Origin of the sequence: Alteromonas ponticola (genome assembly GCF_012911815.1) — a bacterium.
Classification (GTDB): Bacteria; Pseudomonadota; Gammaproteobacteria; order Enterobacterales; family Alteromonadaceae; genus Alteromonas; species Alteromonas ponticola.
The window spans coordinates 60,829-84,689 of the sequence record NZ_JAATNW010000007.1 but is presented as its reverse complement, the minus strand read 5'-3'; the positions used below and the strand labels follow the sequence as shown (position 1 = coordinate 84,689).

At 45.9% G+C, this 23,861-nt stretch carries 27 protein-coding genes; 13 read left to right on the top strand and 14 right to left on the bottom strand.

Translation table 11 applies throughout. The annotated features are described in order from the left end of the window. The first annotated feature begins 201 nt into the window (after positions 1–201). The 11 genes from HCJ96_RS13535 to HCJ96_RS13485 all read left to right on the top strand — a co-directional run bounded on the left by HCJ96_RS13535 (position 202) and on the right by HCJ96_RS13485 (position 8,319). Complete coding sequence (locus HCJ96_RS13535) at positions 202–1,173, top strand: HPP family protein (RefSeq protein ID WP_169211613.1); 972 nt, start codon at positions 202–204, stop codon at positions 1,171–1,173. A gap of 17 nt (positions 1,174–1,190) precedes the next feature. Further along, complete coding sequence (locus HCJ96_RS13530) at positions 1,191–1,541, top strand: DUF488 family protein, N3 subclade (RefSeq protein WP_169211612.1); 351 nt, start codon at positions 1,191–1,193, stop codon at positions 1,539–1,541. A gap of 70 nt (positions 1,542–1,611) precedes the next feature. Further along, entirely contained in the window at positions 1,612–2,061 is a 450-nt protein-coding gene (locus tag HCJ96_RS13525; protein WP_169211611.1) for a GNAT family N-acetyltransferase, read from the top strand. Positions 2,062–2,417: 356 nt separating this feature from the next. Beyond that, the gene (locus HCJ96_RS13520; protein ID WP_169211610.1) at positions 2,418–3,080 is read left to right on the top strand and encodes a hypothetical protein; all 663 of its coding nucleotides are present in this window, start codon (positions 2,418–2,420) and stop codon (positions 3,078–3,080) included. 71 nt (positions 3,081–3,151) lie between these two features. Further along, positions 3,152–3,799 carry a MarC family protein gene (locus tag HCJ96_RS13515; protein WP_169211609.1) on the top strand — a complete coding sequence of 216 codons (648 nt, stop codon included), beginning with the start codon at positions 3,152–3,154 and terminating at the stop codon, positions 3,797–3,799. Between the two features lie 65 nt (positions 3,800–3,864). Beyond that, positions 3,865–4,704, top strand: a complete 840-nt coding sequence (locus HCJ96_RS13510; protein ID WP_169211608.1) for a sulfurtransferase — start codon at positions 3,865–3,867, stop codon at positions 4,702–4,704. Further along, positions 4,697–5,419 carry a Sir2 family NAD+-dependent deacetylase gene (cobB, locus tag HCJ96_RS13505; RefSeq protein ID WP_343034722.1) on the top strand — a complete coding sequence of 241 codons (723 nt, stop codon included), beginning with the start codon at positions 4,697–4,699 and terminating at the stop codon, positions 5,417–5,419. Before HCJ96_RS13510 ends, cobB begins: the two co-directional genes overlap by 8 nt. Positions 5,420–5,422: 3 nt before the next feature. Further along, positions 5,423–6,061, top strand: a complete 639-nt coding sequence (locus tag HCJ96_RS13500; RefSeq protein ID WP_169211606.1) for a LysE family translocator — start codon at positions 5,423–5,425, stop codon at positions 6,059–6,061. A gap of 89 nt (positions 6,062–6,150) precedes the next feature. Then, positions 6,151–6,906: a YciC family protein gene (locus HCJ96_RS13495; protein ID WP_169211605.1), complete on the top strand. Its 756-nt coding sequence runs from the start codon at positions 6,151–6,153 to the stop codon at positions 6,904–6,906. Further along, complete coding sequence (locus HCJ96_RS13490; RefSeq protein WP_169211604.1) at positions 6,899–7,690, top strand: glucosaminidase domain-containing protein; 792 nt, start codon at positions 6,899–6,901, stop codon at positions 7,688–7,690. Before HCJ96_RS13495 ends, HCJ96_RS13490 begins: the two co-directional genes overlap by 8 nt. Next, positions 7,687–8,319: a DUF2987 domain-containing protein gene (locus tag HCJ96_RS13485; RefSeq protein ID WP_169211603.1), complete on the top strand. Its 633-nt coding sequence runs from the start codon at positions 7,687–7,689 to the stop codon at positions 8,317–8,319. Before HCJ96_RS13490 ends, HCJ96_RS13485 begins: the two co-directional genes overlap by 4 nt. Positions 8,320–8,371: 52 nt before the next feature. Here HCJ96_RS13485 and rssA read toward each other — a convergent pair whose 3' ends face one another. The 10 genes from rssA to ccoN all read right to left on the bottom strand — a co-directional run bounded on the left by rssA (position 8,372) and on the right by ccoN (position 17,294). After that, positions 8,372–9,268: a patatin-like phospholipase RssA gene (rssA, locus tag HCJ96_RS13480; RefSeq protein WP_169211602.1), complete on the bottom strand. Its 897-nt coding sequence runs from the start codon at positions 9,266–9,268 to the stop codon at positions 8,372–8,374. Positions 9,269–9,271: 3 nt separating this feature from the next. Beyond that, positions 9,272–10,198 carry a tRNA 2-thiocytidine(32) synthetase TtcA gene (gene ttcA / locus HCJ96_RS13475; protein WP_169211601.1) on the bottom strand — a complete coding sequence of 309 codons (927 nt, stop codon included), beginning with the start codon at positions 10,196–10,198 and terminating at the stop codon, positions 9,272–9,274. Between the two features lie 80 nt (positions 10,199–10,278). After that, entirely contained in the window at positions 10,279–10,944 is a 666-nt protein-coding gene (locus HCJ96_RS13470) for a sulfite exporter TauE/SafE family protein (protein ID WP_169211600.1), read from the bottom strand. Beyond that, positions 10,937–11,128: a cbb3-type cytochrome oxidase assembly protein CcoS gene (gene ccoS / locus HCJ96_RS13465; RefSeq protein ID WP_169211599.1), complete on the bottom strand. Its 192-nt coding sequence runs from the start codon at positions 11,126–11,128 to the stop codon at positions 10,937–10,939. The genes HCJ96_RS13470 and ccoS overlap by 8 nt, the downstream gene beginning before the upstream one ends. Before the next feature lie 9 nt (positions 11,129–11,137). Next, a complete protein-coding gene (locus HCJ96_RS13460; protein WP_169211598.1) occupies positions 11,138–13,504 on the bottom strand; it encodes a heavy metal translocating P-type ATPase in 2,367 nt (788 codons plus the stop codon). Between the two features lie 6 nt (positions 13,505–13,510). Next, positions 13,511–13,990, bottom strand: a complete 480-nt coding sequence (locus tag HCJ96_RS13455; protein WP_169211597.1) for a FixH family protein — start codon at positions 13,988–13,990, stop codon at positions 13,511–13,513. Between the two features lie 123 nt (positions 13,991–14,113). After that, positions 14,114–15,064: a cytochrome-c oxidase, cbb3-type subunit III gene (ccoP, locus tag HCJ96_RS13450; protein ID WP_169211596.1), complete on the bottom strand. Its 951-nt coding sequence runs from the start codon at positions 15,062–15,064 to the stop codon at positions 14,114–14,116. Positions 15,065–15,068: 4 nt separating this feature from the next. Continuing rightward, entirely contained in the window at positions 15,069–15,242 is a 174-nt protein-coding gene (locus HCJ96_RS13445; protein ID WP_169211595.1) for a cbb3-type cytochrome oxidase subunit 3, read from the bottom strand. Between the two features lies 1 nt (position 15,243). After that, on the bottom strand, positions 15,244–15,849 hold the full coding sequence (gene ccoO / locus HCJ96_RS13440; RefSeq protein WP_169211594.1) for a cytochrome-c oxidase, cbb3-type subunit II: 606 nt from the start codon (positions 15,847–15,849) through the stop codon (positions 15,244–15,246). 11 nt (positions 15,850–15,860) lie between these two features. Continuing rightward, positions 15,861–17,294, bottom strand: coding sequence for a cytochrome-c oxidase, cbb3-type subunit I (gene ccoN, locus HCJ96_RS13435; RefSeq protein WP_169211593.1), 1,434 nt, complete (start codon positions 17,292–17,294; stop codon positions 15,861–15,863). A gap of 231 nt (positions 17,295–17,525) precedes the next feature. On the opposite strand from ccoN, the gene HCJ96_RS13430 reads away from it, so the two are divergent. Further along, positions 17,526–17,996 carry a hypothetical protein gene (locus tag HCJ96_RS13430; RefSeq protein ID WP_169211592.1) on the top strand — a complete coding sequence of 157 codons (471 nt, stop codon included), beginning with the start codon at positions 17,526–17,528 and terminating at the stop codon, positions 17,994–17,996. On the opposite strand, the gene bfr (HCJ96_RS13425) is transcribed toward HCJ96_RS13430, so the two are convergent. From bfr (HCJ96_RS13425) to HCJ96_RS13415, 3 genes are all read right to left on the bottom strand, one after another. After that, positions 17,993–18,460, bottom strand: coding sequence for a bacterioferritin (gene bfr / locus HCJ96_RS13425; RefSeq protein ID WP_169211591.1), 468 nt, complete (start codon positions 18,458–18,460; stop codon positions 17,993–17,995). The two genes, HCJ96_RS13430 and bfr (HCJ96_RS13425), sit on opposite strands and share 4 nt — an antisense overlap. Then, positions 18,460–18,936, bottom strand: a complete 477-nt coding sequence (gene bfr / locus HCJ96_RS13420; RefSeq protein WP_169211590.1) for a bacterioferritin — start codon at positions 18,934–18,936, stop codon at positions 18,460–18,462. Before bfr (HCJ96_RS13420) ends, bfr (HCJ96_RS13425) begins: the two co-directional genes overlap by 1 nt. Before the next feature lie 139 nt (positions 18,937–19,075). Further along, complete coding sequence (locus HCJ96_RS13415) at positions 19,076–20,659, bottom strand: cation:proton antiporter family protein (RefSeq protein WP_169211589.1); 1,584 nt, start codon at positions 20,657–20,659, stop codon at positions 19,076–19,078. Positions 20,660–20,957: 298 nt separating this feature from the next. On the opposite strand from HCJ96_RS13415, the gene HCJ96_RS13410 reads away from it, so the two are divergent. Continuing rightward, positions 20,958–22,604, top strand: coding sequence for an FMN-binding glutamate synthase family protein (locus HCJ96_RS13410; RefSeq protein WP_343034721.1), 1,647 nt, complete (start codon positions 20,958–20,960; stop codon positions 22,602–22,604). A 13-nt stretch (positions 22,605–22,617) separates the two neighbouring features. On the opposite strand, the gene HCJ96_RS13405 is transcribed toward HCJ96_RS13410, so the two are convergent. Further along, positions 22,618–23,856: a Zn-dependent hydrolase gene (locus HCJ96_RS13405; protein WP_169211588.1), complete on the bottom strand. Its 1,239-nt coding sequence runs from the start codon at positions 23,854–23,856 to the stop codon at positions 22,618–22,620. Positions 23,857–23,861: the final 5 nt, after the last annotated feature.

The following is a 23,861-nucleotide window of genomic DNA, read 5'->3' as shown; positions in this document are numbered from 1 at the left end:
CGCACGTAGTGCATTGACTTTGAAGTACTGAGGAAGCGAATCGAACGAACTGCAGCGACCATCGACACGCTTAAATTTTACTAGTAATATCAGACACATTGATATTATCCCTGATCAACTTTAATTATCTCATCTTTTATAGTTTTGATAGTATTTAGCTAAAGTTAAATCCGTCTTTATTTGGAAAGTATACTCTTGCAAATGCTTCAAGCTTTCATTGCCGAGCTTAGACTCTATGCTGGCATTCCTCGCGGTACAACATCACTAAAAGAAAAAGTGGTGTCTGGCCTGACAGGAGCATTAGGAATAGGCCTGTTATATCTTGCTTGCTATGTGGTTAGCCAAACAGTGGTCTACACATTTTCAATGTCCTACATTGATTATTTTATGCTGATTCCTATTGCTGCGACTGCCGTACTCTTGTTTAGCGTACCGCACGGTGCCTTATCACAACCCTGGCCGGTAATCGGCGGAAACTTTTTCAGCGCGCTAGTGGGCGTTTTTTGTAGTCAATATATCGACTCTTCTGTAATTGCAGCCAGTTTTGCAGTCGGAGGAGCTATTTTATTAATGAATTATTTGCGTTGTGTGCATCCTCCGGGCGGTGCAACAGCGCTTAGCGCAGTGTTAGGCGGAGATACAATACAAAGTCTGGGGTATTACTATGCATTGTTTCCGGTGCTGTTTAGTGGAGTGCTCATGGTGGTACTGGCGATAGCACTGAACTATCCGTTTCGATGGCGGCTTTATCCTGCCCATCTGTTTCACTTACGAAATGAATTACCTCGCATAGCGCCTAGTATGCGTAAGTCGGAAATAACGCTTGAGGACTTTATCACCGCTGTCAATCAGCATGACTCGTTTATTGATATTACAGAAGAAAGTTGGGTTGAATTATTTGAACTGGCAAAACAAAATGCCGAAAAAGGGACTGATCATCCAGAATCGATTGCGATAGGGCGATTTTACAGTAACGGGCAATTAGGTAAAAACTGGTCTATACGATATGTAACCGATGTTTCATCAGGAAAAAGCAGGAAACACAGGCTTACTTACCAAACCGTTGCCGGTAACACGCTTAAAAAGAGCGAGCAATGTACGGTGGATGAGTTCCGTAGTTGGGCAAAATTCGAAGTGGTTAAAAAGACCGGCTTTTGGGAGAGGAAACTGTAAACAAGAGGGCATCTGAAGTGAACTACAAAATTCATCGAATCTATGAAGATGACTGTCCGTCGGGCTATCGGATTCTAGTAGATAAATTGTGGCCTCGCGGTATATCTAAAAGCCAGGCCAAACTTGATGATTGGTGGAAGAACTTTGCACCCGATGATGAATTACGAGAATGGTTTGATCACGAACCCGCCAAGTGGGCAGCCTTCCGAAAAAAATATTTACACCAACTTAGCAAACAAAAGAATCAAATCAAGTCGCAGTTAAATGACGTGAGCAGTTCAACTATCGTTCTTTTGTATGGATCAAAAAATAAAGAAAAGAATCATGCTCGTGTGCTGCGGGAGTACTTTGCCAGATTAAAGATCTAGCCGATTTTGTGCTAATAAGATTGGTGTGTTTTCATGAGTAACAGTGCAACTGATAAGAGTAAGAAAATAAGTGGCAATTATAATTCGTCGCGTCACCCTTGATGATTTACACGATATCCATCGAGTAGAAACAGATTGCTTTAACGAAAATGGTTATCCTTTGTTCGTCTTTCGCCAATTCTATGATTTATCATCACGCTTTTTTTTTATCGCAACAGTTGATGAGCAAGCTGCTGGCTACATTTACGGTAGTGACATCAGTGTGAACGGACAGGCGTGGATTTTATCGCTAGCGGTGAAACAGGTTCATCGGGGCCGGCGTATCGGCAATCAGCTTGTTCAACATTTAATCGATGAATACAAGCCCACGGCGGCAAAAGAATTGGTGTTGACGGTTGCACCACAAAACGCAGCCGCACTAAAACTTTACCGTACTCACGAATTTGAAATCTATGGGAAAGACAATAATTACTTTTTTGATCACACTTCCCGTTATCTACTAAAACGAACTTTCAATTGAGTGAAAGCCGTCAGAAAGCTCAATATTCCTTAAGCTTACATCTTGACGGGAAATTGAGCCGAGCCGAAATCGTTTTCATAAAGCTTCTTTTTTAAGTACCAAAACATAATCCAATAATTAAAGTGTGCATAATTGTTGTTTCATCCGTATGGGTAACTGCTGATAAAAGCTACTTTCATGCTGATTCAGATTAATGCGATCACAAGCAGTCACTTATGCGTACACATACCCCAAATCACCCTCCAATATTGACAAAAGGGCAAGTTAGCGTAACGTTAAGTTAAATTGAAAGATTACAAATTAAAAAAGTTATACGTGAAAAGTGATAAGTAGCAAGTAATGTCAAAGGCATGTAAATGAGGTTTTTTGTTTTACTGACAGCATTGTATTTATGTTCTTGCTCGATGACCGAGTTTAAAGAGTGGGCCATGCCTGAAGCAAACGTACCTGCAGAAGATATTGTGAGCGAACCGCCCACCGAGTCGCGTGAGTTACCCGAGGTCGTCAATCTGGAGCCAAGCGTAAAAGACAAATATTCATGCCCGTTAAATGCGTCCTCGAATGACGCCATCAATTTTGTCAGTCGTTTTTCTGAAGCCACCTACCATGAACAAGGTGCGTTAAATGAAAAACGCGTGAGTGAATTGAATGAACAGCTTATCAAGTTTGTGGACAGCAGCTATGTTCAAAAACATTATCTGTATAAATCTTTGTATGTGTTTCCCTTTTATGACAACGAATCTGATTCACCTGAAGTCACCTGCGTAACGCAGGAAGGCAAGTTGATAGCGGTATATGTGGCGCTTAATGACACTCGCAATGATGCAATCCAAGTCAACAAGTTTATGTTGCAGCGCAATAACGAAGGGCGCTTGAGTATAGTTCCGCAACAGCCTCCACGGGTTGTTCCCAAAGGTGCGTTTTCATCTAAACAGGAGCGCACCAACTGGTCACCTCGTTTGTATTTGCAGATCCCAGAAGTTGTCTACAAAGGCAATTTGAGTGCCCAACTACAATAATTATTTCAGCGACTTATCATAGCTGGTACACTTTCACCTAAATTTTAGACTCTGTTACAACAGGCGTTGTTATGCAAGACTTGTTGCCTTATGCACTGCTGTGTTTTACCTCCTTTTTCACATTGATTAACCCCTTAGGTGTGATGCCGATATTCATGACACTGACATCGGAATTAAGCGCTCAACAAAGAATAAAAACCGCAAGAAAAGCACTGGTCGTTTCATTTATCACTATTTCCTGTTTCGCACTAGGTGGCCAGCTGCTGTTTGCTTTTTTTCATATTTCTGTTGACAGTTTTCGTATTGTAGGTGGCATTATCTTTCTGATCATGGGTATGGATATGCTGCAGGCCAGACTTTCCCGGGTCAAAGTGGGCAAGGACGACGTGAAAAGCTACGTAGAGGATATTTCGGTTACACCACTTGCTATTCCCATGATTTGCGGTCCCGGGGCCTTAACCAACGCCATTGTACTGATGGATGACGCGTTTAATTTCCAACATCAGATCGTGTTGTTCTCAATTGTTTTTCTGGTTTTATTTATTACTTATTGGGTACTGTATTTTGCCAGCGCGCTGATAAAGCTGCTCGGTGATACGGGTATCAAAGTAATGATGCGATTGATGGGGCTGATCATTATGGTCATTGCGATAGAGTTTATCATTGCCGGCATAAAACCCATTATTTTTGATATATCCAATCAATTGAACGCGACCTGAGCACTGTACAGCAGTGTAATCCCAACGGTATGATGTCACTTTAATCACTAAGTCTGAGTATGCAAATGGATTCATACCTTATTGAACCGAAACAGCTAAACGATGAGCTGTATACAACCCGTGTTGTTCTGCTGCGTGCAGTGATGAAAGATCCATTTGCTGAAAAAGGTGCGCCCACTAATCATGATTACCTGCCTCAAGCCAGAAACTTTGATTTGGAAGGGCAAGGGAGTGATAAAACATCAGCGCTACCGCACATGTCACCGTCTACCGAGATTCTAAGCCATTATTTAGGCTCGCTCGGTATTGCAATCTCAACCCCGGTGGTCGTTTATGATGACAAAGGCATTTTCAGTGCGCCACGTGTATGGTGGATGCTCAAATCTCTGGGACACGAGTCAGTCACGGTATTAAACGGCGGACTGCCTGCCTGGAAACAAAATGGCTTGACGTTGAATGCCGAGCCGGCCTCGCCTGGACGCAACCGCTTGTACGAAGCGAAATTTCAATCCACCTGGTTTGTGGATAAAGCAACGGTTATACAGGCAATGTCTTCGCCGGTACAAATCGTTGATGCGAGAAGTCGTGAGCGGTTTGCTGGCAAAGCCAAAGAACCTAGGGCAGGGGTGGTCAGTGGTCATGTGCCAGATTCCATTAATTTACCTTTTACGCAATTACTGGAAAACGACAAATTTAAACCCGTTGATCAATTGGCCGCAACCTTTACCCGGTTTGGCATCAACATCAATCAGCCTATCATTGTGCTATGTGGCTCTGGAGTCACGGCCTGTATTGTCGGCATGGCTGCACTGATGTGCGGTGCTAAGCAGGTCAGCATATATGATGGCTCGTGGACCGAGTGGGGTAGTTGTGAAGATTGCCCGGTGGAGACCCTGGGTGACTGATTTGCCAAACGTGGTGATATTAACCGGCGCAGGTGTTTCGGCTGAATCGGGGCTGAAAACGTTTCGTGACAGTGGTGGCCTGTGGGAAAACTTTCGCATTGAAGATGTAGCTACGCCTGAGGCGTTCATGACCAATCCGGACTTGGTTTATCATTTCTACAATATGCGACGTAAACAGCTACAGGAAGCGGCAGTACAACCAAATGCAGCGCATTACGCGCTGGCAGAGCTGGAAACGCAACTGGGCGATAAATTTATACTGATCACCCAGAACGTTGATGATTTACACGAACGGGCAGGCAGTGAACGGGTTATTCATATGCATGGACAGTTGCGTTCGGCGAGGTGCCTGTCAAGTGGCAAAGCAATTCCCTGGGACGATGACTTTAGTGCTGCTGACCGCTGTTCCTGCTGTGCGCCACAAAGCCCATTACGACCAGATATCGTCTGGTTTGGTGAAATGCCAATGCAAATGGATGAAATATATTACAAGCTAAGTCAGGCAGACTTGTTTATCTCGGTGGGTACCTCCGGACAGGTTTATCCTGCGGCGGGCTTTGTTCAGATTGCCAATGAATTTGGTGCCGACACGGTAGAACTGAACCTGGAGCCTGGCGACCAACATACCAGCTTTAATCAATCGATACACGGCCATGCATCTAAAGTGGTGCCTGAATTTGTTGCCGCGCTGTTACAGTCTTGGAAGGATAAGTAGCCCATGCCATGGTTAGATGAATTTATTACTATCGCACTGGTTCATCTGGTGGCGGTAGCCAGCCCCGGACCGGATTTTGCGATAGTGGTCCGTAACAGTGTAGCCTTTGGTCGTCGTATTGCCATCTGGACCAGCATCGGTATTGGTCTGGGGATCTTGTTGCACGTGGCTTATTCACTGGTTGGGCTGAGCGTGGTCATTAAAACAACGCCCTGGTTATATGCTGCTATCAGTTACCTGGCTGCAGCCTATTTGTTATATTTAGCCTACGGTGCTTTGCGCAGTGGGCCGGGCGGGCCAAATCCGCTAAACCAAAGCGCAGCCGATGGTAATATTCAGCGTGCCCAAATCAGCACTAAGAAGGCGCTGTGGATTGGATTTCTAACCAATGGACTCAATCCTAAGGCCACATTATTTTTTCTTTCGCTGTTTACCGCAATAATTAGTGTTGATACCCCGCTTTCTGTAAAAACGTTTTACGGTGTTTATCTGGCTTTTGCCACAGGGGTGTGGTTCTGTTTCCTGTCCTATTTACTCAGTACCAGTAAAGTTGCGAATTTGATCGGCACCAAAGGATACTGGCTGGATCGGGTGATGGGTGTGTTACTTATCGGGTTGGCGGCTAAACTGGTGTGGATTTGATTAACACGCCTTGGATTACCGGGATCATTTCCGCTTTGTCGGTCAGATAAGGTATACTGCGCGCGATTTTATGTAGTAACGAGGTTTTGGTGTCTGCAAGCAACCCACAAAATAATCAACAACCTGATCCTGATGATCATACCGGTCGAGCGCTCAGGGGACAGTATGAGTTTGATTTTACAAACCTGATCAAACGTTCTGCTGCAACGTGTAAAGCACGTTTCCCGACGGTATTCAGGGCGTGTTTGATCTTGGTTGCGGTTATCGCCTCGTTGGTTTTCATCCTGTTGAATTTTGTTGGCATTGAAGCTGTGCAAAACCTTACCCCGTTGCAACAATCTGTTCTGGACGTGGTCGGCATTTTCATTCTTTCGCCATTAATAGCAGGATTGTGGATGATTTGCATCCGCTGTGTGCGCGGACAAACTGCGCAACCCTCTCAGATAGTCAGCTTCTATTCGCTAGGTTTAGCGCTTGGGCTGGCTCAGCTTGTCATTTCTACACTCGTTCAGGTAGGCCTGGCACTGTTTATCCTGCCTGGTATCTACCTGTTTATAGCCAGTTCTTTTACGCTGCCTCTTATGGTCGACAGAAAGATGCGTATTGCTGATGCACTGATTTTATCGTGTAAGATGGTCAATCAATATCTAACGGGCTTTTTAGCCGTTTACGGTCTGTTTACCGTGCTGTTCTTCTTGAGTCTGCTTACGTTTGGTATTGCGCTGGTATTGGTGATGCCGTTTTACTATGTAACACTGGCTTTGTTATACAATGACTTGTTCGGTTCACCCACCAATGAGCACGTCGATATCAATAATGACAATGAGGCACGTTTTAATGCATAAGTGGGAAACGCTCAAAATTATCTTGATCGCAATTGGTGTGTTGGTCATTGTTGTGTTTAATGCATGGTTATTTACGGATAAAGAACCTGATTTGCTTGATGTGCCGGAAACTGAGCAGGCTGAGCAACCCGTCCCCGATTTTGCATCATTTGAAAATGTCGATAAACGCAAAGATGCTTTTTATGCATACTTAAAGCCTGAGGTGGAAAAGCAAAACGAGTATTTGCTGACCCTCCGGCATTTTATTCAAACACTGCAGAGACAAGTAAGCAGCGGCAACACGCTGACGGAAAAAGACCTTGAGCGCGTTGCCTGGTTAGCCAAAGAATATCGTATTACCAAGGGCCTGGCACTGCCACAGCAGCTTGATGCACTGTTATTAAAAATCGATATTTTGCCTGTTGATTTGGTGATGGCACAAGCGGCAAATGAATCTGCATGGGGTACATCACGGTTTGCGCAGCAGGGTTACAACTTTTTCGGTCTGTGGTGCTTTAAACGAGGCTGTGGTTTTGTGCCGGCAGCAAGAAATGACGGTGCCGCACACGAGGTGGCCAAGTTCCCCAATCTGTCCAGAGCCACGTACACCTACATGCGCAATTTGAATCGGCATTACGCCTATAAAGAATTGCGACAAATACGCGCTACACTTCGTAAAAACCAAATGACAATTACTGGTTTTGCACTTGCCGAGGGTCTGTTGAATTATTCGGAGCGCGGGGCTGCCTATGTTGAAGAGTTGCAATCCATGATTAAGTATAATCAGGAGTATATGAGCAAATGAAATTGAGTCTAGTTATGCTGATGGCCTGTCTGGCGTTTCCAACGTTTGCGGAAACACTCCAGGTTGAATACAGCCGGTTTTACAGCCACGTGCGCAAGCTCAATTCTGAAGATACCAATGCCTTACAGTTCGCGTTCGGTTTTGTACGCGTGGGTGAAAACCGCTTATGCGATATCACGGATGCCAAGATTGTTACCCCTAAACAGGTCATGCCCCTTGTAGTAACAGAAGAGAACCGCTTTACTGTCCAAACCGAAAAAGCATTGAAGCTGGCTGATGCGGTGGTAGAAATTGCATTGGTAGAGCCAGCTAACGTGTGTGATATGTCAGTGCAATTAGAGACCAAGCCAGAATTTTTGAAACAAACCTATACCAGTGAAGAGCTTACCTTTTTGTTGGATCAATACACCGCTTTTTTTAACGAGATGGGAAGCTTTTTATCGTTCATGATGCCATCAGTGCAAGGACTGACTATTCAGTTTGATGACCCATCGCTGGACCACATTGTTAAGGAAGGGGCGCATATTCAAAACGGCATGCTGCGGTTAGACAAACAGTGGTTAAGTCAAAGCAAAGGGCTCACATTGCCAGAAAAGCCCTTGCGTATTACCGCGATAGCGTCAAAATAATGAATTCCAATTTATCTGCTAAGTAAATATACAGCAGGGTAAATAGGTTTAACTATTCAAGCATTAGCTGAAAGCGTATCTGCGCGGCCAATCGTTCGATGGTGCGTTCACCTTTTTCACACATCTCTGCGGCGCGGTGAAATTCCATTAAACCCACGTCGTTTAAGCGTGGTTCAATCAGAATGTCCGGTGGCTCACCAGCCAGCCTTGACCGTGTAACCCTGGCCTGCAGTATCTCCAGTGAACTGCTGATAACGCTAAAAATACTCGGTGGCAGCAGTTTGTCTGCCTTGGGATCAGGCGAGAACCATTGGCGCACCGCATTGTGACTTTTCACTAAGAATGTATCCGTTTTACGCTGTGCTTCTTCGTGTTCCTCAACCTGTTTTTTCAGGCGTTGCGGACGAAAATCTGAGTCCAGATTTACTGCAATCACGAAATCCGCACCCATTTGCCGACACAGATTAACCGGCACTGGGTTTACCACAGCACCGTCCACCAGCCAGCGATCATCATACGGAACCGGACTGAATAACCCCGGTATAGCGCATGATGCCTGAATTGATGTGCCGACATCACCCCGCTTGAAAACCACTTCACGCCCTGAGTACAGGTCTGTAGCGACCACCGCCAAAGGTTTGTTCATTTCTTCAAACGTGGGGGCGCAGAATTCTTCGCTCAGTTTTTTGAACACTTTATCACCGGTTGCCAGGCCGCCACGGCCCCAACCCACACCCATCAACGAAAGCACCTGCCACTCGGTGAGTGAGCATGACCATTCCTTCAGTTCCTGCAAACGACCACTGGTATACGCTGCACCGACATAGGCACCAATAGAACAACCTGAAACCACATCTATGGGAACACCTATCTTTTCCAGCGCTTCAATGACGCCGATGTGTGTCCAACCCCGTGCTGCACCAGCGCCAAGCGCTAAACCTATTTTCATTCTTCAATCCGTTAAATTAACGATCTGTACAATATTGTCATCATCTGATGCATTAAAGGTTGGCATAGTTGGCGCGTCAAATCCAATATCACCATCTGCAACGGGTTCATCTGAAGTGGTAATGCCTTTGAAGTCAAATAAGTTACCATCCACTAAATGTGATGGCGTGACGTTCTGCATGGCTCTGAACATCGACTCGATGCGGCCAGGAAAGCGCTTATCCCAATCCTGTAGCATCTGCTTTATATTTTGGCGTTGAAGATTTTCCTGCGAGCCACATAAGTTACAGGGAATAATAGGAAATTCAGCAGCGCGTGAATAACGCGTAATATCTTTTTCACTGCACAATGCTAACGGCCTGATAACGATATGTTTTCCGTCATCAGTTACCAGTTTGGGCGGCATTGCTTTTAATTTGCCACCATGGAACATGTTTAAAAACAGGGTTTCCAGCATGTCATCACGGTGGTGCCCCAGGGCAATTTTGGTCGCACCCAGTTCCGTCGCCGTGCGATATAAAATACCACGTCGTAACCGTGAGCACAGCGAACAGGTGGTTTTTCCTTCAGGGATCTTTTCTTTAACGATAGAGTAAGTGTCTTCTTCGACAATTTTGTAATCCACCCCAAGCGTGGATAGATAGTCAGGCAGTATGTGTGCGGGAAAACCGGGCTGTTTCTGGTCCAGGTTAACCGCAACAATACTGAAGCGAATGGGGGCAATCCGCTGCATATATAGCAATATATCCAGCAGCGTATAGCTATCCTTGCCACCAGACAGACACACCATTACCTTGTCACCGTCTTCAATCATATTGAATTGATCGATGGCTTTCCCTACGTTTCTACGCAGGCGTTTTTGCAGTTTGTTAAAGCTGTATTTGGCTTTACTTTGTGATGCTGCTGATTGAGTTGCAACGACAGTAGACATATCAACGGCGAACCTTATAAAAATTTGACGGGCATTATACTAAATCCCCGCCGTGCTCCAATAGCGCAGAAGAAATTTGCTTAAATTTGTAGACTTGCCTGGTATAACTGAAATAGCGCAAATGCTGCCAGGCTTATGGCAATTATTTGCTTCAGTAAGGGATGTCGAAAGCCCTTCATCAGCCACTCAACACCTATGGCTGCAGCGAGCATGGTTGGTAGCGTGCCCAAACCAAAGAACAACATGATCATACCACCGGATAATGCGTTACCAGACGCCAATGACCATGTCAGCGTGGAATAGACCAGCCCACACGGTAGCCACCCCCAGATAAAGCCATAGGGTAAGGCATGTAAGGGGGTTTTAAACGGCAAAAAGCGTTTCGACCAGGGCTGCACCATCCGCCATATTTTGCTGCCCATTTTTTCTACCGCGACTAACCCGTTCCACCATTGGCCGAGATAGCACGCCATGGCAAGTAACATAAATGCGCTTAACACAAAAAGAATAAGCTTGGAGCCGGGGATCACGGCTACCGACAAGCTACTCATGGCTCCAGCGATTACACCTGCCAGTGTATAGCTGCTTATCCTGCCTATATTGTAGGCCAGCGAATACCAGGTAGTGCTGGCTGAAGTGGGTGTCATCATTTTAAATGCACCGACGATACCACCACACATTCCCAGACAATGAACACCACCAGCCAAACCTATCAGAAATGCTGAGGTCAGACTTAGTTCATTCATTCCGTCGTTTTCTTTCGTCAGCCAGTTTTTTCTCCTCTGGTGACAAATCGTCATCAAACAAAATGTTGTATCCCTGGCGATCAAGATCCTCAAACTGCTTTGATTTCACCGCCCAGAAGAACACTGCAATCGCAATTGCAATTATCAATACAGCCAGCGGGATCAATACGTAAATAATGCTCATAAATCAGGCTTATTTTAATATTCGGGTTGAGTTGGTTACCACAATTATACTGCTTAAGGACATGCCAATTACCGCCATCCATGGGCTTAATAATCCGCCTACCGCAAAGGGTAAGATACAAAAATTATAGCCTACCGCCCACATAATATTTTGCCGGATAATTCGCTTAGTCTGTAAGGAAACATTAAACAGGGTAGGTAATATGTCAATTTTGTCTTTAAGCAAGATCACGTCAGCAGTTGATTTTGCGATATCAGTCGCGTTACCCACAGCCACTGACACATCAGCGCTAGCTAGTACGGGAGTATCGTTGATGCCATCGCCCAGCATCATTACCTTACGCCCCTGTTGCTGGAACGTCTGCACAAGCTGGTATTTTTGCTCGGGTGTGTGCCCGCCGTAATATGTTGTAATACCAACTCGCTGCGCTACCTGTTCAACCTGGCGCTGCTGATCGCCACTTAAAATGATCAGCTGCTGATCAAATAACCTTAGTGTTTCGATAACATTGGATTTGAGCTTATCGGTAACTTCAAACGCAGCGATGCAGCTGTCATTGCGGCTTAAAAATACATTTGCCTGTGCAGGAAAATCAGCGCTGTCTGCGGCTGTGAACACCACTGAACCCATTTTGTAATCGGCCCCTGCTATGTGCCCGCTGACGCCGTAGCCCGGTACTACCTTAAAATCACTCAAATGCAGTAAATTATCAGCGGCAAACGCGTTAGCGAGAGGATGTTCTGAACGTGATTCCAACGTAGCGGCGATGGCTAACACCTGATCTGTATTTTCACCTTTGCTCACCCAGGTATGACGCAAACTGAATTTTCCCTCAGTCAGCGTGCCGGTTTTATCCAACGCGATTAAATCTATCTCATTAACCTGTTCAAGCGCCTCTGCGCGTTTCAGCAAAATTCCATTTTTGTTCAATCTTGCCATCGCACACGTTAGTGCAGAAGGTGTAGCCAGTCCAAGGGCGCAAGGGCAGGTTGCCACCAGCACCGCGATGGCGATCCAAAAGGCTTGTTCGCTGCCCTGAACTGACCAATACAGATAACTGCCTAACGCGATAAGTAATACTGCGACAACGAAGTATTGAGAGAAGACATCAGCCATCTGGGCTGCTTTGGGTTTAACCGCCATCGCCGCATCTTGGATACGGATAATTTGATTGACCAAGGCTTCTTTGAGTGCTTTCTCCACCTGTATCACAATACTGCCAACCCGGTTGACGGATCCGCCAAACACCTGATCGCCAACCTGCTTATGAACTGGCTCAAATTCGCCGGTTAGCATCGATTCATCAATATCGGCGCTGCCTTCTAAAATGGTGCCGTCAATGGGGATAGTTTCACCCGATTTCACCAGTACCCGTTGCCCCGCCTTGAGTGATTTTGCCAGGCCTTGAGTCGGTTTATCACCGTCGTCGAGAATGTTTGCAGTCACCGGAACAAATTGTTGCATGTTAGCCGAAATGGTAGCGGCACGGTGTCGGCTGCGGTGCTCTAAGAAACGACTGAGTAACAGCAGAAAAATGAACATACATATTGATTCAAAGTACGCTTCACCCTCTGCAAGAAGAGTCGATTTGAGCCCGGCGAAAAATGTAGCGAGTACCGCAATGGAAATGGGAACGTCCATATTAACGCTGCGTACTGACAGTGCTTTAAGTGCACCGATATAAAAAACGCTGCCAGAGTAAAACACCACTGGTGTGGTCAGTACCAGCGAAACCCAATAAAAATACTGTTTGGTTTCCTGATCAATATTGCCAAACCAGTCAAAGTAAAGGGCTGCCATCAGCATCATCACCTGCATGGTCATAAGGCCGGCTAAACCAAGACGCTTGAGGAATCGATTATTTTCCGCTTTAAATGACTTTTCATGCTCATCAGGCTGAAACGGCAGTGCTCGGTAACCAATTTTTTGCAGTGTTTTTAAGATCTGACTCAGTGTGATGGTGCTCGCATTCCAGCTGACCAATGCTCTGCGCTCAGCGATATTGACCGCGACTTGATTGATTCCAGCGACACGGGAAAGTTGCTTTTCAATCAACCAGCCACAGGCTGCGCACGTGATACCTTCAACGGTCAGTTGAATTTGCTTGCTGTTGTCAGTCTGATAAACAAAATCTTCTTGTAAGGCTGGCTCGTCGTATACGCTAAGTGCATCCAAAGTCTGCAGAATTTGCTCATCACCTTTGGCTGCTTTTTCAGTACGAAATTGGTAGTAGTCTTCCAGCCCGTTTTGCTTGATGGCTGTGGCCACGGCTTCGCAACCAGGGCAACAGAGTTCCCGGGTTTCGCCTAGCAGCGTGATCGTAAAGGGCGTGTCAGCCGGATTGGCCTGGCCGCAATGATAACAGGTTGAAGACATAGTGGCCTATGGGTTAAACGTCAATTCGCCTGAATGGGGAAGTGTAATAGTTTGCTGAATTTTCCAGCTTTCGTCCATGGGCATCAGTGTTATTTTCCACTTGCCGTCTAACGAGGATTCACTAAAGCCCCGGTAGACGCCATTGGCATCCTGACTTAATAACAGCGACACGTCTTTTGCTTTAAGGGTGACGTGATAGAAAGTAAGTTTTAACGCCTCACCACTTCTTGGCATGCCTGATAAAAAAGACAACGCAATTGAACCGTCACGGATAACCAGTTTCGTACTGATTTTTTGTCGGCGCGCTTCTTCAATTTTATCCAGACGGGCATTGATTGCCTTACCTTCTTTGTAATAATCGTCGACCACCAGGCTATCGGTGGTGTTGGTCGCCAGGTGTAAAATTAAAAACCCCATTGCAAATGACGCCAATGGAATGGTGATCAAAAACCAGGGCCAGAATTGTTTATACCAAGGGGTTTGCATGCTAATTATCCAGAATAACTCACGTCAATATTGTATATAAAAAAAGCCCCGTAACGAGGCTTTTTACTTTTTACTTTTTACTTTTTACTTTTTACTTTTTACTTTTTACAAATTCTATTTCGTTTAATTAGACAAGCTATAGACGTAGGTGGCGACCACGTGAATTTTGTGTTCGCCTAAGGTGTCTTTAAACGCTGGCATAACGCCATTTCTGCCATAGGTTAAAGTTTCCGTTACCGCACGCTCACTGCCACCGTACAGCCAGATGTTGTCAGTCAGGTTAGGTGCACCCAGCAACTGGTTCCCTTTACCATCCTGACCATGACAGGCAGCACAGGCCGCATAGCGCGCTTTACCCGCTTTACGAAGCTCCATATTGGTGTCTCTGCCGCTCAAGCTCAGTACGTATGCTACTGTCTCTTTAATACCTTGTTCGCCCATGGCAGCAAGCCAGGCTGGCATGGCCGCTTTACGTCCATTTAGTAAAGTCTCTTTAATTTTTTCACCTGAACCGCCATACAACCAATCGTCATCTGTCAGGTTGGGGAAACCGCCATTTTGGCCGCGTGCGTCAGAACCGTGGCACTGAGAACAATTCTGCGCGAACAGACGCTGACCCACTTTCAACGCATTAGGATCTTTGGCTAATTCTTCTACCGGTACTTTGGCATAGGCCTCGAAGATAGGGCTGTATTTTTCTTCTGCGAATTGCATCTCGCGATCATACTTAACCAGCGCACCTGTTTCTTTGGCCTGCGCACTCATCTGACGCGACTCTTCTAATGACTGAATGTTCTGGTTAGAACTTTTCCATCCGAGTAGATTACCGAAAGAACCCAGACCTGGGAATAATGCCAGGTAGAAAAAACTCCACACAATACAAACGTAAAACAAGTACGTCCACCACTTTGGCAGCGGGTTATTGAGCTCTTCGATACCATCAAATTCATGGCCCATCGATTCGCCTTCTGGTACCCCGGCGTTATTTTTTAAACACCAGCGCAGTAATACATAGCAACCAATAATGGAACCCAGTGTGATGACTGAAATCCAGATTGTCCAAAACATGGTCATGAGCTCACGACTCCCGATTATCTTTTTTTATCTTATCTTGTTCTTCATCTGCAAAGGGCAGGTTAGCGGCTTCATCGTACTTCTTCTTGTTACGACTACTGAACGCCCATAGCACTACCCCAATAAAGCAAACAAAAACTACCAACGTAAAAATTGTGCCTACAGTACCTTGATCCATATTATTTTAAATGCGTCCCAAGTGACTGTAAGTAAGCAACTAAAGCTTGCATCTCGGTTTTACCTTTAACGGCTTCTTTGGCTCCGGCAATGTCTTCGTCGGTGTACGGTACGCCAAAGCCTCTGAATACTTCCATCTTCTTGGCAGTCAGTTCACCGGTAAGCTCATTCTCTTCTAACCACGGGAAGCCAGGCATGTTTGACTCTGGCACCACATCACGTGGATTACGTAAATGCACAATATGCCATTGGTCGCTGTAGCGGCCGCCTACGCGGGCTAAATCCGGGCCCGTGCGTTTAGAACCCCAAAGGAAAGGGTGTTCCCACACAGACTCACCAGCCACGCTGTAGTGGCCATAACGCTCTGTCTCTGCACGGAAAGGACGAATCATCTGGCTATGACAACCGACACACCCTTCGCGAATGTAAATGTCGCGACCTTCAAGCTCTAATGGCGTGTAAGGGCGCAGGTCCTTCACCGGCTCCATCGTTTGTTGCTGGAACATCAGTGGCGTAATTTGCACCATAGCGCCCAGACTGATAGCAACGAAAATCAATACCGTTAACAGGCCTACGTTTTTTTCGATTAATTCGTGTGTATTTTTCATGTCCTGACTCCTTATGCTGCTTGAGTTGCAGGATCAGCGGCTAACGTACCTTTAGGGGCACGCACTGTTTTGTAGGTGTTGTAAGCCATGACCAGCATGCCAGCTACTACAAAACATCCACCAATAAAGCGCACAATGTAGAATGGAATTGACGCTTCAAGCGACTCTACAAAGCTGTAGGTCAGCGTGCCATCAGCATTCACGGCGCGCCACATCAGACCTTGTAAAACCCCTGACATCCACATAGCCACGATATAGAGCACTACACCGATGGTTGCCAACCAGAAGTGCACGTTCACCAGACGGGTGCTGTACATACCGGGTTGACCAAACAAAATGGGAATAAGGTGGTAAACCGAACCAATAGAAATCATCGCGACCCAACCCAGTGCACCAGAGTGAACGTGACCAATGGTCCAGTCTGTGTAATGTGAAAGCGCATTAACCGTCTTGATCGCCATCATCGGGCCTTCGAACGTAGACATGCCGTAGAATGACAGTGAAACAATCAGGAAACGCAATACAGGATCGGTGCGCAATTTGTGCCATGCACCTGAGAGCGTCATGATACCGTTAATCATGCCACCCCACGAGGGCACAAACAGAATGATAGACATCACCATACCCAGTGACTGCGTCCAGTCGGGCAGGGCGGTGTAATGTAAGTGGTGCGGGCCAGCCCAGATATATAACGAGATCAGTGCCCAGAAATGCACGATTGATAAGCGGTAAGAATACACCGGGCGTCCGGCTTGTTTAGGAACAAAGTAATACATCATTCCCAGAAAGCCCGCGGTTAAGAAAAAGCCAACCGCATTGTGCCCGTACCACCATTGCATCATGGCATCTACCGCACCTGCGTACAACGAATAGGATTTGGTGAACGATACCGGAATCGCCATACTGTTACCAATGTGCAGCACCAATACGGTAAGCATAAATGCACCAAGGAACCAATTAGCAACGTAGATGTGCGAGACTTTCCGAATAATTAAGGTGCCGAAGAAGTTAATTACATAAGCCAGCCAGACCAGGGCAATTAGAATATCAATAGGCCATTCAAGCTCAGCATATTCTTTTGATGAGGTCATGCCGAAGGGAAGTGTGCAGATCGCTAATACGATAACCGCCTGCCAGCCCCAGAATGTAAACGCCGCCAGCTTGTCACTGAATAACCGCACCTGACAGGTACGTTGAACGATATAGTAAGACGTGGCAAACAGGGCACATCCACCAAACGCAAAAATCACAGAGTTTGTGTGTAATGGACGCAGACGCGAAAACGTCAGCCATGGAGTATCGAAGTTAAGCACAGGGGCAAATAATTGCGCAGCAATAAACACTCCAATGCTCATACCAACAATGCCCCATACAATGGTCATGATGGTAAATTGCCTAACCACTTTATAATTGTAGTTTGGCTGTGCTTGGCTAATTTCACTCATTTTTATGAATCTTCCACTTCAGCAATAAGATGGTTTCCGAATGTAAAGTCACGTTGTTTGGTGTAAAGTAAATCAACGCTCAAAAACCTGATGCGCAGGCCAAAAAAAGAGCATCGTTAACGGACTTATCGGAACGCGGATGATAAAGTTTTTGCCCCTAAAAAGAAACCTTAAAAGTCATGTGGATACTCTAAAAAGTAAAGTGTAACGAGCCATTTACGAAAAAGCCCAATGAAACACCTTAAGTTAACAAAACGCTTACAAATAGCGAGTATAGTGGTACTCATTTTTGCCGCGGTGAACCTGACCGTTTTTATTCAGTCGGAGCGACAACAAACCGGGTTAAATAATTCGCTCTCTAACGGTTTAGGAAATCACTGCCATTTTGTCAATTTAGAATGCGCGATAGAGCTTGATGGTCAGTCCATTAATTTCTCATTATCGCGCGCGCCTACCATTGAAGAACGTATAGATGTTGTAATTAGTTCAGAAAACCCCTTCGAACTTGAACAAGCCGTAATTGAGGGGGTTAATATGTATATGGGAACACTGCCCGTGGTGGAAGAGGCAGTTGCAGAAATGACGTGGCGTGGATGGTTTATGCTGGGCGCGTGCAGCGAGCCAACGATGCAGTGGCGAATGACAATCAAATTTAAGGGCCAGCCTCAACCAGCCCAACTGCTGTTTACCACAACGTTTTAAATTTGCGATTGCAGATAATTGGGTAATCCAATTCGTTTGATTAAACCCAGCTGTTTTTCCAGCCAGTAAGCATGATCCATTTCAGTGTCATCCAGCAAGGTCACCAACATATCGCGGGTAACATAATCGTTTTCTGTTTCACAGACCGCAATCACTTCACGTAGCTTTTTGTCTACTTCATACTCAACCCGTAAGTCGCTTTCCAGCATCTCAGGCACATCTTTGCCCACTTTGAAGCCAGTGCGGTTCTGCAGGTCTGGCGTCCCTTCCAGAAACAGTATACGTCGTATCAATTTGGTTGCATGCTCACGCTCGTCATCAAATTCATGGTTAATGCGTTCATAGAGTTTGTTCAGCCCCCAGTCTTCATACATTTCCGAATGGATGAAGTACTGGTCCATTGCTGCCAGTTCATACGCAAGCAACTCATTTAACGCTTTGATGATGTTGTTATTACCTTTCATTATTCGTCTCCTGATACTTGTGCATGCAGATAATTTTCGATCCCCATGTTTTCGATTTGATATTCCTGCGTTTCTAACCAGTCTAAATGTGCTTCTTCATATTCGAGAATATCTTCGAGCAGGTCGCGGCTAACGTAATCCTGTTGTTGCTCGCACAGCGCGATGGCCTCTTTCAATTGTGGGATCTGCTCCAATTGAAATTTAACATCACATTTAAGCATTTCTTCTGTTTCTTCACCGATATATAACTTGCCCAATGCTTGCAAATTGGGTAAGCCTTCAAGAAACAATATACGCTCGATCAAATCATCCGCCTGTTTCATGTCTTTAATCGACTTTTTATAGTTCTTTTCATTAAGCACATCCAAGCCCCATCTTTTAAACATGCGGGCGTGCAGAAAATATTGGTTTATAGACGTTAATTCACTGGTAAGCACTTCGTTGAGCCTGGCTACCACTTTTTTGTCGCCTTTCATAATAATCCTATTTGGTGAAAATAGCGTGAGTATAGTAGCTGGAAGCTGCTATGTCAAAAATACTGTTAAAAAACATATACATACAAACATAAATGGTTATCAATCAAGCCTTTGTTCCTATTCGGTTTTCGAACATGCTTTATGCCGTCGCTCGGGCATCTTCACCGATATACGCAAGGCTTTCTTCAGCAAAACCTAATCCGGCCTCGGTGAAAAAGTTAAACACTTTGTCAACGCCGTGATCAAGGAGATATTCAACTTCATCCTCGTAGCGGGCGATAGCCGCAATTTTGCCCTTATAGCCGGCGTTGTTGAGCTGCTTCGTAATATTAATTACATCTTCTATTGAGGGCAGGGCGAGTAACACTAACCGAACCGATCTGATATCCAGGTTGTCCCACAAGTCTACATCTTCACCGTCGCCGCAGATGACATTCATCCCCTCTTCGCGCAGTTTGTTTACTTTGGCACGATCAGAATCCATGCCTACCACATTGGCATGCACGAGTTTATCTAACGACTGAAACGCACCCGAGCCGACGCGCCCCATACCCACTACCAGAAACCGCGCATCATCTATCACCGGGTAAATATCCGCTGCCAGCCGCTCATCTTTTTCAAAGCGTTTTATCCACTCTTTATACCTGTGGTATTGCGAATGAGAGGAGCGATACATGATGCTGGTAAAAACAAAGGAGATGGAGACGGCGATCGCAATGATGACCAGCCATTCAGCGGCCAACATATTCAGCGATACCGCCATAGCTCCGACAATTAAACCGAACTCACTGAAATTGCTCAGCACGAGTGTGGTCAGATAACTTGTTCTAGCGCGTAGTTTCAAGATGGTGAAAAGCCAGAAAAACAACCCTGCTTTTACCGGAATGAGTACACACAGTCCAATGGCCAGTAACAACATCGGCATGTCAGGTAATGCGGTCAGGCCAATAGTTAAAAAGAAGCCGATTAAAAATAAATCTTTAAAGCTTAATAATGATTTTGCCATCTCCGTGGCTTTTGGATGTTGAGCAATAAGCAAACCCGCAATCAGTGCGCCCAGGTCGCCTTTAATGTTAACCAGTTCGAACAGCTGGTAGCCCCCTAAAGCCAATACGAAACCCGTCAGGGGAAGTAATTCACCATGGCCTGATTTATTAATAATTTTACTCAAAAGGGGAAGAGCCGGGATCACAGCTAATAACGCCAGCGCCCACAACGAGGGAATTTTTCCGGTGGCGACCACTAAAAAGACTACCGCAAAAACATCCTGCATTACCAATACGCCAACGGCCAGGCGGCCATGTCGGGTTTTCATTTCTCCGCTTTCTTCAAGCACTTTAATAACACATACGGTGCTGCTAAAGCTCAGCGCAAATGCAATTAAAGCCGCACTTTGCCAATCAACGGCGCCAATATAGGCGGTGAGTAAAATACTAACGAAAAAGAGCATTACGCCAATTATTGCGGACCACAATAAGGTATGCGCTGCACTGGTTGCCCATACTTCCCGGCGGCTCAGGTCGCGGATATTGAGCTTCAGGCCAATGGTAAACAGCATAATAGTAATGCCCAGATTGGCAATCGCCGTAAGGGGCTCTGTTAATGAGTATCCAGCGAAATTTAAGAGAAAGCCGGCGGCCAGATAACCAACAAGGGGGGGAATACCTATAAGTTTTACTGTCAGACCACAAACAAATGCAAACAATAAAAAGGAATATTCCATGGATGATGAGGTTCCGTAATCAAAAGAGTCAGTATAAAGGACCAAGAATGCGACAACTAGCGGCCAATGTAAAACCACTTTAGACTACTTTTTTCAAACTAAGCGTTATTCGGTTAAAAAGTACGCCACAACGCGCAAAAAGCTGAAATATCAGTGCGTTTAAAGGTTACGCGTAACGAGAAAGGGCGCCAGTGCAGAGGAAGCAGGGTGAAAATTTGGCGTGACGACAGGCAGCATTGCGCTGATCTTACCTGAAATTAGTACCATACTGATTGAAAATGTTTAACGGGAATGAACTGTGCGATTACGAATTCTCACTTTTCTTATTTTACTTGTCGTAGTCAATATTGGTGCTGGCTACTTATGGCCACCCGCCTGGATGTTATTGTTTCTGACCGGGTTCCTGTTGCTTACCGCCACCTTTGATAGCTTTCAGAAAGAGCACACGGTTTTAAGAAACTTTCCTCTCATCGGTCGGGTAAGGTGGACAATTGAGGGACTACGACCATACGTTCAGCAATATTTAATTGAAGATAATACCTCTGGAAAACCGATTAGCAGAATGATGCGCTCGATTGTCTACCAGCGCGCTAAGGAGGATCGGGAAACTGTCCCCTTCGGCACACAGATGGACACGTATCGTGATGGTTATGAGTGGATTGGTCATTCTCTCTCAGCAATGGGGTTGGAAGAAATGGACAAAGATCCTCGTGTCACCATAGGGGGGCCAGAATGCTCACAACCCTACAGTGCCAGCATCTTAAATATTTCAGCCATGAGCTTTGGCAGTTTAAGTAGAAATGCCATTTCGGCGCTAAATCGCGGTGCCAAAAAAGGAAACTTTTTTCACAATACCGGAGAAGGAGGCATATCACCTTATCATTTAAGCGGTGGGGGCGATTTAGTCTGGCAGATAGGTACCGGCTATTTTGGCTGCCGAAAAGACAACGGTACGTTTTGCGCAGAGCAGTTCGCTGAAAAAGCCGGGCTACCCGCTGTCAAAATGATTGAAATAAAGCTTTCACAAGGCGCTAAGCCGGGTCATGGCGGCATTTTGCCCGCCAACAAAAACACGCCGGAAATCGCCAGAATCAGAGGGGTGCAGCCTTTTACCCAGGTAGATTCACCCGCGCGCCATTCGGCATTCACCACGCCGCTAGAGCTGTTAGACTTTATTAAAAAGTTACGCCAACTGTCAGGCGGCAAGCCTATAGGAATTAAACTCGCGTTAGGGCGTAAAAGTGAGTTCATTGCAATTTGCAAAGCCATGCATAAATCCGGCATTAAACCCGACTTTATTACTGTAGACGGGGGTGAAGGGGGAACCGGGGCGGCGCCACTGGAATACACCAATTCGATTGGCTTTCCGCTGCGTGAAGCACTGGCGTTTGTTGAGGACTGCCTGGTGGGATGTAACTTACGCAACGATATAAAACTTATCGCATCGGGTAAAATAATTACCGCATTTGATATAGTAAAAAATTTAAGCCTGGGTGCTGATCTCTGTAATAGTGCTCGCGGCATGATGTTGGCACTGGGGTGCATTCATTCATTATCGTGCAACACTAACCGTTGCCCCTCCGGAGTTGCCACGCAGGATCCGCTGCTGGCGCAGGGGTTAAACGTGGAAGATAAATTTGAGCGCGTATACCAATTTCACCAACGCACAATGCATGCGCTCATGGATATTCTCTCTTCTACCGGCCATCCGTCAGTTGATCAGCTTAATCGTACGCATATCTTCCGCCGGATTGACCAATCCACAGTGAAACGCTATGACGAAATTTTTCCACTTATCCGAAAAGGCAGCCTGCTTGGCGATAATGTGCCCAAATCGTTTGCCATTCACGTTAAAGAAGCCAGCGCAGAATCCTTCATGCCAGCCAGTCATCTGGCCGAGGTGGAAGAGGAAACCAAACCCGTGTCCAAACACGGAGAGCATTAATAGGCTAAAAAAATTAACTGGCCAATTTTAATAGCGTACGCAACAGCAGGTTGGCACCTTTTTCAATATCCTGCCAGTGTGTCCATTCATCAGGGGCATGGCTTACCCCGGCAATGGAAGGCACAAAGATCATACCCGTATCGGTCACTTTTGCCATATGCTGTGCATCATGACCCGCCCCGCTGGGCATTACCTCAAAAGGTAAGTCTAGCCCTTTGGCTTCTGCCTGAATCAAATTGATGATGTTGTCAGACATCGGTTGAGGGTCCAGCCAGCTCATTTGTTCAAATTCAAACATCAGTTTATGTTTTCGGGCGATAGCAGAAAGCACCTTACGACAACTATCCGCTAACGCCTGCATCACATCGGCATCAACATCACGCCCCACCAGAGTGAATTCGACTTCGCCGGGTACGGTATGCGCGTGGCCCGGTTTTAAATCTACCTTGCCTACGGTTAAACGGCTTTTGTCAGAGCCCTCTTCATCAATTATTCGGAGAATTTCATTGGCGAAATTAGCCAGGCCCATAAACGCATCACTGCGCATATTCATAGGAGCGGTACCAGCGTGATTAGATTTACCTATTAGTCGAACAATCCATTTGTAAACGCCTGAAATGGAAGTAACGACCCCTATCGGTTTTTTTACCGTATCCAGGACGGGCCCCTGTTCAATGTGCAACTCAACAAAACTTTTGAAATAGTTCGTGTCGACCCGGGCATCCAGCACGCTTAATGGGTCCAGCCCGGAGTTTTTAAGCTCATCTTCCAGCATCACACCATTAACGTCATGGGCTTTTAAAATCCATTCAGGTGTGAGTTCACCAATCAGTGCCTGCACACCCATCATACCCCCAAAGCGGCCTTCTTCTTCGGCAAAAGCGAAAACCTCTAGCGGCGTTTGTAATTGAATGTTGTTTTCCTTTACCACCCGCAGCACTTCCAGACCTGCAATCACGCCCAGGGTGCCGTCAAACATACCGCCAGAAATTACCGTATCAATATGCGAACCGGTTGCCACCACCTGTCTGACAGGTTCGTCAGACAGGCGACCACGTACATTACCTGCATGGTCGACATGTGCGCAGAACCCTTCGTTTTCAAATCGATTAATCAGCCATTGTTTGGCCTCATTATCGGCAGGAGTGAAACCTAAACGGGTAACGCCTTTTGTTTGCGGGTCATAGCCAATTTCAAATAAAGAGAGCAGGTCCGAACGAAGTCTTTCAAGGTTAATAGCAGGTAATGACATATTGA

Coding starts and splice junctions, on each gene's coding strand:
- HCJ96_RS13535 (WP_169211613.1), top strand. CDS start 202: ATGCTTCAAGCTTTCATTGCCGAGCTTAGACTCTATGCTGGCATTCCT.
- HCJ96_RS13520 (WP_169211610.1), top strand. CDS start 2,418: ATGAGGTTTTTTGTTTTACTGACAGCATTGTATTTATGTTCTTGCTCG.
- HCJ96_RS13515 (WP_169211609.1), top strand. CDS start 3,152: ATGCAAGACTTGTTGCCTTATGCACTGCTGTGTTTTACCTCCTTTTTC.
- HCJ96_RS13510 (WP_169211608.1), top strand. CDS start 3,865: ATGGATTCATACCTTATTGAACCGAAACAGCTAAACGATGAGCTGTAT.
- HCJ96_RS13500 (WP_169211606.1), top strand. CDS start 5,423: ATGCCATGGTTAGATGAATTTATTACTATCGCACTGGTTCATCTGGTG.
- HCJ96_RS13490 (WP_169211604.1), top strand. CDS start 6,899: ATGCATAAGTGGGAAACGCTCAAAATTATCTTGATCGCAATTGGTGTG.
- HCJ96_RS13485 (WP_169211603.1), top strand. CDS start 7,687: ATGAAATTGAGTCTAGTTATGCTGATGGCCTGTCTGGCGTTTCCAACG.
- rssA (WP_169211602.1), bottom strand. CDS start 9,268: ATGAAAATAGGTTTAGCGCTTGGCGCTGGTGCAGCACGGGGTTGGACA.
- ttcA (WP_169211601.1), bottom strand. CDS start 10,198: ATGTCTACTGTCGTTGCAACTCAATCAGCAGCATCACAAAGTAAAGCC.
- HCJ96_RS13470 (WP_169211600.1), bottom strand. CDS start 10,944: ATGAATGAACTAAGTCTGACCTCAGCATTTCTGATAGGTTTGGCTGGT.
- ccoS (WP_169211599.1), bottom strand. CDS start 11,128: ATGAGCATTATTTACGTATTGATCCCGCTGGCTGTATTGATAATTGCA.
- HCJ96_RS13460 (WP_169211598.1), bottom strand. CDS start 13,504: ATGTCTTCAACCTGTTATCATTGCGGCCAGGCCAATCCGGCTGACACG.
- HCJ96_RS13455 (WP_169211597.1), bottom strand. CDS start 13,990: ATGCAAACCCCTTGGTATAAACAATTCTGGCCCTGGTTTTTGATCACC.
- ccoP (WP_169211596.1), bottom strand. CDS start 15,064: ATGACCATGTTTTGGACAATCTGGATTTCAGTCATCACACTGGGTTCC.
- HCJ96_RS13445 (WP_169211595.1), bottom strand. CDS start 15,242: ATGGATCAAGGTACTGTAGGCACAATTTTTACGTTGGTAGTTTTTGTT.
- ccoO (WP_169211594.1), bottom strand. CDS start 15,849: ATGAAAAATACACACGAATTAATCGAAAAAAACGTAGGCCTGTTAACG.
- ccoN (WP_169211593.1), bottom strand. CDS start 17,294: ATGAGTGAAATTAGCCAAGCACAGCCAAACTACAATTATAAAGTGGTT.
- HCJ96_RS13430 (WP_169211592.1), top strand. CDS start 17,526: ATGAAACACCTTAAGTTAACAAAACGCTTACAAATAGCGAGTATAGTG.
- bfr (WP_169211591.1), bottom strand. CDS start 18,460: ATGAAAGGTAATAACAACATCATCAAAGCGTTAAATGAGTTGCTTGCG.
- bfr (WP_169211590.1), bottom strand. CDS start 18,936: ATGAAAGGCGACAAAAAAGTGGTAGCCAGGCTCAACGAAGTGCTTACC.
- HCJ96_RS13415 (WP_169211589.1), bottom strand. CDS start 20,659: ATGGAATATTCCTTTTTATTGTTTGCATTTGTTTGTGGTCTGACAGTA.
- HCJ96_RS13405 (WP_169211588.1), bottom strand. CDS start 23,856: ATGTCATTACCTGCTATTAACCTTGAAAGACTTCGTTCGGACCTGCTC.